Raw genomic sequence first — 15,677 nt, 5'->3', positions numbered from 1 at the left:
TGGCGAGATGAGTGCCGAGAACGAGAAGTACGGAGAAACCGGTTTGGAAATTGCCGTTATTGGAATGGCAGGAAGATTTCCGGGTGCGAAGAACCTCGCGGAGTTTTGGGAAAACTTGCGTGCCGGCAAGGAGTCGGTCACTTTTTTTACGGATGAAGAGCTGGAGAAGGCAGGAATTGCCCCGGAAATGCTCAGGCATCCCCAGTATGTCAAAGCAAAGTCTCAGCTAGATGACGTGGAGTCGTTTGATGCGCCGTTTTTTGAATACACGCCGCGAGAAGCCGAGCTAATCGATCCACAGTTCCGTCTGTTCCACGAATGTGCATGGGAAGCGCTTGAGCATGCGGGACACCTTCCCGAAACCGAGGATCAACTCATCGGGGTGTATGCAGGGGCTTCTCCTAACACCTATTGGGTCGCAAGCCAAGTCATGAATGCTGCACATGCCAGTGATCAATTTCAAATTCTGCAATTAAATAATCCTTCGTTTACGACGCGAATTTCATACAAGCTGAATCTGAAAGGCCCAAGCGTAAGCGTGCAAACGGCTTGCTCCACCTCTCTTGTATCTATTCATCTGGCTTGTCAGGGATTGCTGGCCGGCGAATGCGATCTTGCCTTAGCAGGAGGGGTTTCGGTCAATTTGCCACGCACAACCGGCTATCTCTATCAGGAAGGCATGATCCAATCTCCCGACGGACACTGCCGGCCTTTTGACGAAGGCGCAAGCGGCACTTTGTTCGGCGACGGAATCGGAATCGTCGTGCTCAAGCGTCTCGCAGACGCCGCTAGGGACGGCGACGTTATTCATGCGGTTATCAAAGGCTCGGCGGTTAACAATGACGGCAGCCGGAAAGTAGGTTACACGGCGCCAAGCACCAACGGTCAGGTGGAAGTCATCCGCGCGGCCCACCAGATGGCAGAAGTTGATCCGGAAAGTATCGGGTACATTGAGGCCCACGGAACAGGGACTACACTGGGGGACCCGATCGAAGTGGAGGCGCTGCAGGCTGCTTTCGCCACGGATAAAAGGGGCTTTTGCAAAATCGGTTCGCTCAAATCCAATATCGGTCATCTGGACGCCGCGGCAGGAGTCGCGGGTTTCATCAAGGCCGTATTGGCGCTTAAGCATCAGCAGATCCCGCCAAGCCTTCATTTTCATCATCCGAATCCCAAAATCGATTTTGAAAACTCTCCCTTCATAGTCAATTCGGAGCTTAGCGATTGGAGAAGAACAGAAGGACCTCGGAGAGCAGGAGTCAGCTCCTTCGGTATCGGGGGTACGAATGCCCACGTCATTCTGGAGGAGGCCCCGATTGGCGCGGCAAGTTCGGCGGGACGCGATCTGAAACTGCTCGTACTCTCTGCCCGGACGGAGGAAGGGTTAGAACGGGCGACTCGCAATCTCGGCGAGTTTCTGCGGACTTGTCCCGAAGCCGATTTGGCTGATGCGGCTTATACGCTGCAGACAGGCCGCAAACGGTTCCGCTACCGCCGAACACTGGTCTGCGCTGATGTCCGTGAAGCTTTGGAGCGTCTGGATGCTATCGATGAAGGCAAATTGCAAACGGGCGAGTCGGAGAGGGATCAGACCCGGGTTGTTTTCCTCTTCCCGGGGCAAGGCTCGCAGTATGTGAACATGGGAGCTGATTTATACCGTAAGGAGCCTTTGTTCCGGGCGGAAATGGACCGCTGCTGCGAAATCATTACAGCAGAGGGTGGCGCCGATCCAAGGCATGTGCTGTATGGGGTTTCGGACAGTGCGGCAGCTGCTGATGGGATTAACCAGACGGAAGCGGCGCAGCCGGCATTGTTCGCGTTCGAATATTCGCTTGCGCAGCTCCTGATGTCATGGGGCGTTAAGCCGAATGCCATGATCGGGCACAGTATCGGAGAGTATACGGCTGCGTGCCTGTCGGGTGTTCTGTCACTTAAGGACGCGTTGAAGCTCGTCACACTGCGCGGCAAGCTTATGCAGAGCCTGCCAGCCGGAGAGATGCTGAGCGTCTCCCTTGACGAGGCAAGTTTAGTAGAGCTTCTTCCGAAAGAACTGGCACTCGCAGCCGTTAATGGACCCGAGCTCTGCGTTGTTTCCGGCCCGCATGCGGCCATCGCTTCCTTTGAAACCAAACTTACCGGGATGCAGGTGGTGCATCGAAAGCTTCATACGTCACATGCGTTTCATTCGGCCATGATGGAGCCGATATTGGAGAAGTATATGGACAAAGTCAAGCAGGTCGTCCTATCCGCCCCGTCAATTCCGTATGTGTCCAATGTAACGGGTACATGGATAACGCTGGAAGATGTCGCTGATCCCGCATATTGGACTAGGCATTTACGGGAAACGGTGCGGTTCGCAAGCGGGGCGGCCGAGCTGCTTAAGGAGAAGCAGGCCGTATTTATAGAAATCGGACCTGGCAATGTTCTCAGCAGCTTCATCCGCAAACAACAGGGGAAGGACACGGAGCGTAAGCATGAAGTGTTCCATCTCGTCCGTCATCCGCACGAGCAGGCCGCAGATGATGCTTTCTTACTAGAGAAGATCGGCAAACTGTGGATTGCAGGCACGCAGATCGATTGGAAGGGGTACTACAACTCGGAACGCCGACGGCGGGTTGCTCTGCCGACTTATCCGTTCGAAAGCCAGCGGTACTCCGTAGAGGGCAGACAAATGTCATTGGGAAACATGCACGAGAAAACAGCTCAGCGGAGATTGGGCCGCCCTCCGGAAACGGAGACAGGAAGCGATGCGGTTAAACAATCCCAAGCAGCCGCCCGTATGCGGTCTGCATCCTCTATAGAACAGACGGTTGCAGAACTTGTCCAGAATCACTTCGGATTCGCGCATCTTGGGATCAATGACAACTTTTTTGAAATCGGTGCAAGCTCGCTCGATATTTCCCAGCTGGCTGATAAGCTTGCGGAAGTGCTGGGGAGGGAAGTGCCCGTGGTTACCTTGTATTCCTATCCCTCCGTTCGTACCTTAGCGTCATTCTTGCGTGAAAACGGGCAGGGAAGATCAGCGTCCGATGAGGCAGCGGTTGAAGAGGAAGCAGAACGCCAGAATGTCATTAACGAGGGAATGGCGCGTTCCGAGCGGATGAGGACCATATCGGTCCAAGATAGAGATCTGACGGGAAGGCAGGAACAAACGGAACGTGAAGCCGTGGGGGAGAATGGGCTTGAGATAGCGGTCATAGGTATGGCCGCCAGATTCCCGGGTGCGGACAGCATCGATCAGTTCTGGAACAATTTGCGCGACGGCGTCGAATCGATAACGTTCTTCACGGACGAAGAGCTGGTACAGGCAGGCGTTGACCCGCAGCTTGTATCCCATCCTTCCTATGTAAAAGCCAAAGGTGCTTTGAATGGGATCGATCAGTTCGATGCCGCGTTCTTCGGATATTCTCCGCGGGAGGCTCAGCTAATGGATCCGCAGCTGCGGCTGTTTCACGAATGCGCATGGGAGGCGATCGAAGCCGCCGCATACAATCCCGACACCTACCCGGGACTTATCGGCGTCTACGCGGGCGCGACTCCGAATCTGGAGTGGGTTTCCCGTTTTGCGGCTGCTTTGGGCGGAACGGAACGATTCAGCGCCATGCTTCTTAACGACAGGGAATTTTTTAGCACCCAGCTGTCGTATAAACTCAATCTCCGGGGCCCCAGCATCTCTATGCAGACCGCTTGCTCCACATCCCTGGTTAATATCGTTCTGGCCTCGCAAGGATTATTGGCGGGGGCGTGCGACATCGCACTGGCCGGCGGCTCCACTGTCAGCGTACCCAACAAATCCGGTTATTTGTACGAAGACGGTATGATTCAGTCGCCGGACGGGCATTGCCGAGCCTTCGACGAGCAGGCGGCAGGAACTGTTTTCGGAGACGGGGTCGGTGTCGTTGTCCTGAAACGTCTGAGTGATGCCATTGCGGACGGAGATGTTATCCACGCCGTTATCAAGGGTTTTGGCTTGAACAATGACGGTACCCGCAAGGTAGGCTTTACCGCTCCGAGCACAAAGGGACAAGCCGAGGTCATCCGTGCCGCTCATCGGATGTCGGGTGTGGACCCGGAAAGCATCTCTTATGTAGAGGCGCACGGAACAGGCACAAGCATGGGGGATCCGATTGAGATCGAGGCTTTGAAGGAAGCCTTCGGCACCGATAAAAAGGGATTTTGCCGTATCGGATCCGTCAAGACGAACGTCGGCCATCTCAACAGCGCAGCCGGAGCGGCCGGGTTCATTAAAACGGTACTGGCACTCAAAGCGAAGCAAATTCCGCCGAGCCTGCATTATGAACGGGGCAACCCCAACATTGACTTCGCTAACAGTCCCTTCGTCGTCAATACGGAACTGGTGCCTTGGGAAGGAAGGGAGCATCCCCTGCGCTCCGGAGTCAGCTCATTTGGCATCGGTGGCACGAATGCGCACGTCATACTGGAAGAAGCTCCCCCTAGGGAACCATCCGACGAAGGTCGTGCAGAGAAGCTGCTGATCTTGTCAGCAAGAACGCCAACAGCATTGACGGAGGCGAAAGCACGTCTGGCCGCATTTTTGACAGAGCATCCGCAAGTGAATCTGGCAGATACGGCGTATACGCTGCAAGCAGGCAGGAAGGCTTTTGAGTGGAGAGCCGCATTCGTGTGCAAGGATGCGGAAGAAGCGACCGCCATCTTGACATCGACAGGGTCCGATAAAATTGCCGAAGGCCAAACGGGGACGCAAACACGCTCTGTAGTATTCATGTTCCCGGGCCAGGGATCGCAATACGTTGGCATGGGACGGGGGCTCTATCTCAACGAACCTGAATTCAGGGAAGAACTTGATCGCTGTTTCGAGCTCGTTCAACCGTATGTAGAGCTTGACTTAAAGGCTGTCCTTTATGCCGCTGGCGAATCGGACCAAGATCATCGAGAGGAAATCTTGATGCGGACGGATATCGCCCAGCCCATGCTTTTTATGATCGAATATGCGTTTGCCAGACTGCTGATCCGCTGGGGCATCCGGCCCGAAGCGATGCTGGGTCACAGTATCGGTGAATATGTGGCAGCATGCCTGGCTGGTGTATTCACGCTGGAAGATGCGCTTCAGCTCGTAGCGCTTCGAGGCCGGCTCATGCAGGGGCTGCCGGCGGGATCTATGCTCAGCGTGGCGATGTCGGAAGCGGAACTGCGCCCATTGCTGCCTGATCATATTGCGCTGGCGGCAGTCAACAGCTCCTCCTTGTGCGTCGTATCTGGCACATCGGCTGAGATTGATGCATTCTCACGGCTGCTGGAAGACAAAGGCTGTGCCTGCCGTCTTCTCCATACATCTCATGCCTTCCATTCTCATATGATGGATCCGATACTTGCGGCGTTCGCGGATAAAGTACGCTCGATCCAGCTGCATGAGCCTGAGCTGCCCTTTATTTCCAACGTGTCCGGCACTTGGATCACATCTGAAGAGGCTACGGATGCGGAGTATTGGGTCAGGCATTTGCGCTCGACCGTGCGGTTTGCGGACGGGCTTGCAGAACTGTTGAATAATCCGCGCTCTGTATTCATAGAAGCCGGACCGGGCAATTCGCTCAGCACATTCGTGCGCAAGCATGAAGCGGGTTCACGCGACCGGATCGTTGTCAATATGCTGAGACATCCCCAGGAAGCGGTTTCTGATACCGCGCACTTGTTGAACAAAATCGGACGCCTCTGGCTGGCCGGTATCGATATCAATTGGACGGGCTATTACGCCCATGAGCGGCGTAGACGCATCGAGCTGCCAACCTATCCGATGGAGCGCCAGCGCTATTGGCTTGATGATGAGCAGCAGCCATTAACGGGAGCGAGGCCATCCTCAGCCCCAAGAGGCGGTAAAAACTCTGACATGGCAGACTGGTTTTATTATCCTTCCTGGGAACGCGCCCTGCTGGAGGAGCAACCGGAAGAAAGTCATCAGAATGGTCATAACAGTCATAACTGGCTTGTATTCAAGGATGATTGCGGGATCGCGGACGAATTGGCTGCAAGTATTCAGAATATGGGTGAACGTACGGTGATGGTTAAGGCGGGGAACGCATTCTGCGCGCATGAGAATGGAACGTTCACGCTGTCCCCAAGTTCTGCGGAGCATTACGTCCGGCTGCTGGAGGAACTGCAAAAGCGAGATTTCGTTCCCGACAGGGTCGCTCACCTGTGGAATGTTTCCTCCTCTGGGGATGAAGAAGAGGAAATGGAACGCTCCAATACGGAAGCGGTTGAACGCCGCCAGCAAGAAGAAGGCTACTACAGCCTGATCTATTTGGCTCAGGCACTGCGCAAGCATAAGGAAGAGGATATCCGTATAGCAGTCGTGTCTTCAGGGATGCAGGAGGTAACCGGGATGGAGCGGCTGTCTCCAGGTAAAATGACGCTCCTCGGCCCATGCATGGTTATTCAGCAGGAATACAGCGGAATTACATGTGTGAGCATTGATATTGATGTACAGGAAGAGACCAAGCAAAAGCGGCGAATCGCTGACAAACTTATGAGGGAATTATCGTCCCCGCCTTCGGATCGGCTTATCGCTTATCGGGGGAATTACCGATGGGTTCAGAATTTCAAGCCGGTGGGACTGCGCCAGGCGGAGAAACCGGCAGCTCCATTTCGGCAGCAGGGTGTATATCTGATTACGGGAGGGCTGGGAGGAATCGGGATGCTGACAGCAGAGTTCCTCGCACGCAATTACGGCGCACGGCTCATTCTTACCGGACGTTCAAGCTTTCCCGACAAGAAAGAATATACGCGTTGTCTGGCTGAACATGGAGAGGAGCATCCGCTTTCTCGAAAAATCAGACGTGTGTTGCAATTGGAAGAACTCGGCGCTGAGGTTAACTATATGCAGGCCGACTTGTCTAATGAAGAACAGATGAGCCATGTCTTCAAGTTTATTGATCGTGAGTACGGCCGCCTTCATGGCGTCGTGCAGGCGGCGGGACTTCCTGGCGGCGAATCTTTCCGCGCGATCGAGAATATTAGCGGAGACCAATCCGACGAGCAGTTCCGGGCCAAAGTCCAGGGTTTGCAGACGCTGGGCAGGCTAATTGCTGACAGGGAGACCGAGATATGCATCCTGTTCTCCTCCATCGCCAGCATACTCGGGGGACTTGGCTTCAGCGCTTATTCGGCCGCGAATTTGTACATGGATGCCTTTGCCCGCAAACAGAACCGGGCTGGCGGGACGAAGTGGCTGTGCGTCAATTGGGATGCGTGGGAATTCTGGGAAGAACACCGCTCGACGATCGGAGAGTCGCTTGTCGAACTGGCGATAACGCCTGCCGAAGCGCCTGATCTGTTCCGGTACGTCTACAGTCCGTGCGGCAGCAACCAAATTATTGTATCGACCGGTGATCTTCAGACGCGTATCGATCAATGGATTCGGCACGCAGGCAAGAAAGAAGACAGTCACGCGGCAGGCGGCGCCTCATTCAGCAGGCCGGATCTAACCACACCTTATGCGGCGCCCCGCAATCGGGTCGAGAAGACGATCGCCGAGGTGTGGAAACAATTTTTCCGTATTGACGAGGTAGGTATCCACGATAATTTCTTCGATCTGGGAGCCAGCTCGCTGGATATGATCCAGGTGACCGCCAAATTGAATGAAGCGTTAGACGAGAGTATCGCCGTTGTTGATATGTTCACCTATCCCAGCATTCATGCCCTGGCTCAGCGCCTTACCCACAGCGAAGAAAACGAGGCGGCAGAGGCGGAGATGGAACATCAAATGATCGACTCCGCCGCGAAGGGAAGAAAGCGGCAGCAGCTGCAAAAAGAAAAAAGACGCAAAGGAGAGGTCTTGCTATGAGCATATCGAACGGTAGAGAGTATAACGGTTCGGAAATTGCCGTAATCGGCATGTCCGGTAGGTTTCCGGGAGCCAAAAACTTGCGGGAATATTGGAATAACCTCTGCAGCGGCAAGGAGAGTATCTCTTTTTTCAGTGATGAAGAGCTGTTGGAAGAAGGCATCGATGTGAAGACGGTGACTCACCCTAATTATGTGAAGGCCAAGGGAGTACTCGATGATCTCGAGTACTTCGATCCCGAATTCTTCGATTATACGCCTCGCGAGGCCGAACTTATGGATCCGCAGTTCCGTCTTATGCACGAATGTTCCTGGGAAGCGCTCGAACAAGCGGGTTATGATCCCAAGACATATAGAGGCTCGATCGGGTTATATATAGGCGCGGCTTTTAATTCCAACTGGTTCATGCGCGCGTTCAAGGGGCTGGGAACAGCGGAAGAATCCGCCACCCTGGAGACGGCTATGCTGAATTTACGCGATTATATGGCCACGCTTGTTTCTTATAAGCTCAATATGAAGGGACCGAGCTTTACGGTGCAGACAGCTTGTTCGACTTCGCTTGTTGCCATTCATCTTGCTTGTCAAAGTCTGCTCAGCGGGGAGTGCAGCATGGCGCTGGCCGGCGGCGTATCGATACAACTGCCCAAGAGAGCCGGTTATTTCTATCAGGAAGGGATGATTAATTCACCTGACGGCCATTGCCGGGCCTTCGACGAGAAAGGGGCGGGCACCGTCTTCGGTGAGGGCGCCGGGATTGTCGCCTTGAAACCGCTGGAGGATGCGCTTGCAGACGGCGACCATATATACGCTGTAATTAAAGGCTCGGCGATCAATAATGACGGCAGCCGAAAAGTAGGCTATACCGCTCCTAGTACATCCGGTCAGGCGTCCGTAATCCGTGCCGCTCATCATGTAGCTGAAGTGGAGCCGGAAAGCATCAGCTATATTGAAGCGCACGGTACAGGTACGACACTTGGCGATCCAATCGAAATCGAAGCATTGAAGACCGCTTTTCAAACGGACAAGAAGAGATACTGCGGCATCGGCTCGGTTAAATCCAACATCGGGCATCTAAACAACGCCGCAGGGGTAGCCGGATTCATTAAGACCGTGCTCGCTCTGACCCATAAACAGCTGCCGCCTACACTTCACTATGAACGTTCGAATCCCAAAATCGATTTTGAGAACAGTCCGTTCTTTGTTAACGACCGGTTAAAAGACTGGACCAACGATGCCTTCCCTCTCCGGGCAGGCGTCAGCTCTTTTGGCATCGGCGGCACGAATGCGCATGTTGTCCTGGAGGAAGCGCCGCCTGCTTCCGCTTCCTCACGGGGCAGGTCGGCGCAGCTTATCTCTCTGTCGGCCAAGACGGAAGCATCGCTCGACAGACTGACGGAGCGGATAGCGCTGCATTTGCAGGAGCATCCTGACGTGAGCCTCGCAGATATGGCCTATACGCTCCATGAGGGAAGGGCTGCTTTCGCGTACCGCAGGACACTGGTCTGCGGAAGCGCGGATGAAGCGGTCATGCTGCTTGCTCAACCTGGTTCGCCCGAAGTTCAGAACGGATTTGCCTCTGTCGATGAGCCGCCGGTCGTATTCATGTTTTCCGGCCAAGGCTCGCAGTACAGCGGAATGGGCAGGGAGTTGTATGAACAGGAACCGGTGTTTCGCGAGGAGGCGGACCGCTGCTTCGAGCTGATGCCGGATGAGATCGGCCATGAGGCGAAGCGGGTTCTATATCCCTCCGCCGATGAGCCGGATACGTCACTTATTAACCGGACTGACATTGCCCAGCCGGTTCTGTTTACGGTCGAATATGCGCTTGCCAGACTGATGATGAGATGGGGAGTACAGCCGCAAGTCATGATCGGGCACAGCATCGGTGAATATGTCGCCGCATGTCTGTCAGGCGTCTTCTCGCTGGAGGATGCAGTGCGGCTCGTTACCCTTCGCGGTCAATTGATGCAGAGTCTGCCAAGTGGTGTCATGCTGAGCGTCCCGCTGACCGAGCAGGAGATACTTCCACTGTTGTCCGGCGGCGTATCGCTGGCTGCGGTGAATGCTCCTTCCATGTGCGTTGTTTCCGGCACTTCGGAAGCGGTAGAGTCATTGGCCGGTTCCTTGGAAGAGAAAGGAGTCGAATGCCGTCGTCTCCACACGTCACACGCCTTCCATTCCGCCATGATGGAACCCATTCTGGAAGCCTATGAGCGCGAGGTAGGCAAGCTTGTGCTGAAAGCACCGCAGTTGCCCTTTATTTCCAATGTCACGGGGACCTGGATTCAGGATGAGCAGGCAATCAGTCCCGCTTACTGGGCACAGCACCTGCGCGGCACGGTAAGGTTCTCAGACGGGCTCAGTACCCTGATGAACGAAATGGATGCTGCGTTTGTAGAGGTTGGCGGAGGCAATGCCCTGACCGCATTTGCGAAGAGTCATCATGAATTCTCCAAAAACTCAGCCGGGGCCCCTAAAGAGCGTGTTATGGTGAACCTCCTGCGTCATCCGAAGCAGAATACCTCTGATGTCGCTTACCTGCTCCTTCAAGTGGGGCGTCTGTGGAATGCGGGGATAAAAATAAATTGGGCCCGTTTCTACGGGGAAGAGAAAAGAAACCGTATTCCTTTGCCAACTTATCCGTTTGACCGTCGCCGTTTCTGGCTGGATGAGGAAGGGATCCAGATCGTCCACTCCGATTTGCCAGGGAAGAGGGCAGGACAACAAGCTATTACGGAGCGGGATGACCGGATAGAGACCCAGAAAGAGAATGGGTTATCCGAACCAAGCAACCCGCTGGAAGAGACGCTGGCCGGCATATGGCGCAATCTGTTCGGCTTGGAGCACATCGGAATTCATGAGGATTTCTTCGAAATAGGCGGGCATTCTTTGAAAGCGACCAGTCTGATCACTAAGATTCACAAGGAACTTGATGTGGAGCTGGCTTTGTCGGATATATTCAACATGCCGACGATAAGTGCGCTTGCCCGTTATATCGGACAGAAAGCTAAAAATAAATATTTTGCAATCGAACCGGCAGAGAGCAAACCTTACTACCGCTTGTCCTCTGCACAGAAACGCACGTTCCTCATTCATCAGCAAATCGGTTCGGTAACGACTTACAACATGCCGATGGCTTTGTGGGTGCACGGAAAAGCGGAAGCGGATCGTTTTGAGCAGGCTTTCATTCAATTGATTCACCGTCATGAGAACATGCGCACCTCGTTTCATATGGTAGACGGAGAACCGGTTCAGCAAATTCATGAGAGTTTCACGTTTACCGTGGAACGCATGGAAGCGGACGAGGAAGATTTGAAGAAAATCATGCGGAAGTTTATCAGGCCGTTTGATCTGGGCAAAGCCCCTCTTATTCGCGCCGCTTTCGTTCGAATAGAGCCGGAGAAACATGTGCTGTTTATGGATATGCACAATATTGTTTCGGACGGCGCTTCAATGAATGTGTTTATTAAGGAATTCAGCGATCTGTATGCCGGAAAAGATCTCCCGCCTCTGCGCATTCAATATAAGGATTTCGCGGAATGGCAGCATCGCCTGTTGAGCGGGGATGTTATTCGGAAGCAAGAGGATTATTGGATGAACCAGTTCCGGCAGACAATCCCTGTGCTGAACATGCCGTATGACTTCGAGAGACCTGAATTTCAATCGTTTGTCGGCAGAGCGCACAAGATCAGCCTGTCCAAGGAAACCGCAGACCGGCTGAATGCTTTGGCCAAATCGCAGAATGTTACGATTAATGTGCTCTTGTTTCATCTATACACGATTGTGCTGCATGAATATACCGGTCAGGACGACATTACGGTCGGCTCGCTGGTGGCAGGCAGGCGGCATGCCGATGTGGAGCCTTTAATAGGCATGTTCACGAACTTCCTGCCGATCCGGGTCCGTTTCCAAGACCGGCTCAGTCTTCTCGATCAACTGCTTATTCTGAATGACACGATGATGAATGCATATGAGAATCAAGACTTCCCGTTCGACCGGATGGTCGAGAAGCTCTCGGCGAAACTACCGCGCGGACGTAATCCTCTGTTTGATACGATGATGATTTTTCACAATGAATTTGATGGTGACACCGTGCTTACCGCAGAAGGACTCACTTTCGAGAACTTTGAAATTACGAAGGGAATTTCCAAGCTCGATTTCAAACTCGATATCGGCTATGCGGATCATGGCGGCTTGCTCTGTGTCATGCAGTACAATACCGCTTTGTTCGCGGAAGCAACCATGGCGGGACTCATGGGGCATTTTACGGATCTGATTGAACTGGCTCTGGAAAACCCGGCTATTGAATTGAGCGAAATCCGGCTGTTCACCGAAGAGCAGGAGGCCGAAGCGGCGGCAAAAAGAAGCAGTTCGCTGCCGGAGCGTGTCTTTACCGTAACGGCCGTCTCTACCTTTACTGCGGACCCGATTCGTTCTTATGTCAGCTGGTGGGGAGAGCAGTTCGGAACACGTGTTGACATCCGTTTTGCACCATATCAACAAGTGTTTCAGGAGCTATTGAACCCGGACAGCTCCTTCTCGTCCGAAGAGGCTGCGGGACTGCTGCTCGTCCGCTTTGAAGATTGGTTGAGGGATGACCGCTCTCCGGAGGCCCAGCAGATTAAAAAGCTCGAACGAGCACTGGCCGATCTGCTGCAGACATTATCTGCCGGCCGGAGAACGGGCCCGATATTCGCCGGAGTGTTTCCCGTATCCGCTTCATTAGGGGCTTCTCCGGTCATGGAGAGCTACCTGGAAGAGCTCGGGAATCGTTGGAAGCGCGAATTGGAAAGGCTGGATTATGTTCAGGTTATCGATTTCAGAGAGCTTGGCTCCATGTTCGGTATTGAACACATACACGATTCCACTGCCGATGAAGCTGCACATATGCCGTTTACACCGGAATCTTATGCGGCAATCGGTACTCTTATTGCACGCCGGCTGCTCGCTTGGCAGGGACATCCCTTCAAAGTTATTGCGGTGGATTGCGATAACACGCTCTGGCGTGGGGTATGCGGGGAGGATGGAGCGGCAGGGGTAACAGCCTCCGGTCCCTACCGCGAGTTCCAGCGGTATCTGCTGAGCAAGCAGCAAGAAGGCATGCTGCTGGTGCTGGTCAGCAAGAATAATGAAGCAGATGTATGGAATGTACTGGACAATAACCCGGACATGCTGCTTAAAAAAGAACATTTTGCGGGAACGCGGATCAATTGGAACTTAAAATCCGAAAACTTGCTTTCATTGGCGGAAGAACTGGGGTTAGGACTAGACAGTTTTATCTTCATCGATGACAGTTCGCTGGAATGTTCCGAGGTACAGTTACAGTGTCCGGAAGTCCTTACGCTTCAGCTTCCTGAAGAGCGTCTAATCCCGGCATTCCTGGAGCATATCTGGGCAACAGATCGCCTGCGCGTCACAGAAGAGGATAGACGGAGAACCGAAATGTATGTCTCAGAGCGCAAGCGCAGACAAATTCGTTCTTCGGCTCCCTCTCTGCAGACTTTTCTCGACGAATTGGAGCTTAGACTGGGCATTTACGAAGCAACTGCTGAACAACTGCCCCGCATAGCCCAGCTGACGCAGCGCACCAATCAATTCACGCTGAACGCAGATATAATGTCAGAGAGTGAGCTGGTAGCCACGCGGGCTGAACCGGATACGAAATGCTGGGCGATTGAAGCCTCAGACAGGTTCGGGCATTACGGACTGACAGGGGCGGTCATAACGCGCTTCGAAAACGACATTGTTCATCTGGATGTATTCCTGCTCAGCTGCCGCATTCTTGGGAGAGGGATCGAGTCAGCCGTAATCAGTTCTTTAAAGGCTTATTGCCATGAACGGAAGGTCGAATATATGGAGGCTGTGTGCACAATTACCGGGAAAAATGAGCCGCTGCTCGCATTTTTGAGATCGGGACCGTGGAGCATCACGGAGGAGTCCGGCCGCAAGGTGCGTTTCCGGATTGCAGTAAAGGATATCCCTGATTCCATCAAGCATATTGAAGTCCTTAACGAGCCACTGCCCGGCGCAGGACTGACCCAGTCTCAGCTCAGCGGCAGCGAAAATCAAGGAGAAGCGGGCACCGCCGCAGGGACGGTGCGAAGTTTAGAGAGAACGGGCTGGGAAGAAGTTCTCAGCGGCCGTGAAAATCAGCAGCATCGCCGACATTTGCTTCCGCTGCAGTATTCTGACGCTTCAAGGATGCTCCAGATTCCGGTAAAGGAAGTAGAAGAGAGCGCAGCTCTGAGAGCTCCGTACCGGGCGCCGTCCAATCAGACAGAGGAAGCCTTAGTGCAAATTTGGGAACGGGTGCTCGGGATCGGCGGCATCGGAATTGATGACGATTTTTTCCGGCTGGGCGGAACGTCCCTTCATGCTATTCGGGTTGAGATCGAAATGGAGAAACAAGGTTTATCGGCAGAAGGACAGCAATTATTCAAATATCGCACGATTCATCAATTAAGTCCGTTCATTCGAATCTCTGTCATGGAATAATACGAGGCAAATTTACCAGCAAGGCATCATGAGACAAGGCTATCGCCTGTCAACGGATGCCTTGCTTTTTTATGGTAAATATAGGATAATGATTGAGCTTCATGGGAATACAATAATATACAATTGTGCATTGTGTTGGATAATATATTTATTAAAGGAGCTGGTGGTAAATATATGAACGAGGAACTGATAGATTACGTTTATTCTCAAGTGTCAATGAAGGAAGGAAAAAAAGTAATTGAGAATATTCTTCTGGATATTTACTTCAAACCGGGCATTTCCACCAAAGAGATTGCCAGAAAAACGCTGCTGCCCCTGCCGCTGGTGTCCGCAATTAAGAAAGAGCTAATCAAGGTTGGCCTCATTGAACAAAAGCGGGGGGTGAACTGCACGGCAAGAGGAAGCCGTTTTGTCGAGCAAGTGATGGGGTTCGGCGATTTGGAGCATGACCTGTATCAGCGTTTGAAGTACGAGCAGTGGCAGCCTGACGAACTGAAGGACATGATGACCAAGCTGGAGAGCGTTTTTGAGGGACGGCCTCAGGTCGATGTTACGATTGATCAGTCAAGCTGCACTCTGGCTACGAGCATGAACCGGGCTGTTCTGGCGCTTCGTCACGAGGCTCTAATCGGCAGGGACATCGTTTGTCTGGGGGACGATGATCTCGTCAGCGTGTCGCTGGCGTTTCTGCTGAAGCAGCTTTATCGTAATGATGCCTCCAAGTCGAACACCCGTATTTACGTATTCGAAATTGACAAACGTATTACCAGCTATGTGAACTATCTGGCGGAAACCGAAGATTTGCCTATCGTCTGCTACGAAATGGATTTTCGCGAACAGCTTCCGTCTGAATTTCTGCACCGCTTTGATTGCGTGTTCACCGATCCGCCTTATACACAGCAGGGGATGTCGTTATTCGTCTCCCGCGGAATTCAATTGCTGAAGCGGGATGTAGGACTGCCTATCTTCCTGTCGTTCGCCCACAAATCGCCTGACTTTACCTTGGCGATGCAGCGCGAATTTGCCAATATGGGCTTGTTAGTGACGAGTGTCTTGCCTCGCTTCAATGAATATATCGGTGCGGAAATTATTGGTAACACAAGCCAGATGATTGTGTTACAATCTACTGAAGAGACGCATGAAAGTATCGAACGTGAATACAGGCAAGCGCTGTATACCGGAGAAGTCAAACGTACGGTTCGCTTATACGAGTGCAAACGCTGTAATCGCGTGACCGAAGTAGGTTTCCAAATGGAGTGGCAAACGATTGAGCACCTGAAGAAAGAGGGCTGCCCGGGCTGCCGCTATGAGACTTTCGAGCTCATTCAAAAAAAGAACGCATAAGAATACAGATTGGAGTT

Annotated in this window: 3 protein-coding genes; all 3 read left to right on the top strand. The window is 53.1% G+C overall.

Annotation, left to right across the window (positions count from 1 at the left end; translation table 11 throughout):
• Positions 1–7: 7 nt before the first annotated feature.
• The 3 genes from CRG97_RS28620 to CRG97_RS28610 all read left to right on the top strand — a co-directional run bounded on the left by CRG97_RS28620 (position 8) and on the right by CRG97_RS28610 (position 15,660).
• Positions 8–7,822 carry a type I polyketide synthase gene (locus tag CRG97_RS28620; protein WP_098748977.1) on the top strand — a complete coding sequence of 2,605 codons (7,815 nt, stop codon included), beginning with the start codon at positions 8–10 and terminating at the stop codon, positions 7,820–7,822.
• Positions 7,819–14,316: a type I polyketide synthase gene (locus tag CRG97_RS28615; protein ID WP_098748976.1), complete on the top strand. Its 6,498-nt coding sequence runs from the start codon at positions 7,819–7,821 to the stop codon at positions 14,314–14,316. The genes CRG97_RS28620 and CRG97_RS28615 overlap by 4 nt, the downstream gene beginning before the upstream one ends.
• Positions 14,317–14,490: 174 nt before the next feature.
• Positions 14,491–15,660: a bis-aminopropyl spermidine synthase family protein gene (locus CRG97_RS28610; RefSeq protein ID WP_098748975.1), complete on the top strand. Its 1,170-nt coding sequence runs from the start codon at positions 14,491–14,493 to the stop codon at positions 15,658–15,660.
• Positions 15,661–15,677 lie beyond the last annotated feature (17 nt).

This window comes from Paenibacillus sp. EZ-K15, from assembly GCF_002573715.1.
Lineage (GTDB): Bacteria > Bacillota > Bacilli > Paenibacillales > Paenibacillaceae > Paenibacillus_AQ.
Note: the sequence above shows the minus strand (reverse complement) of the source record. Positions and strands in the feature narration are given on the sequence as shown.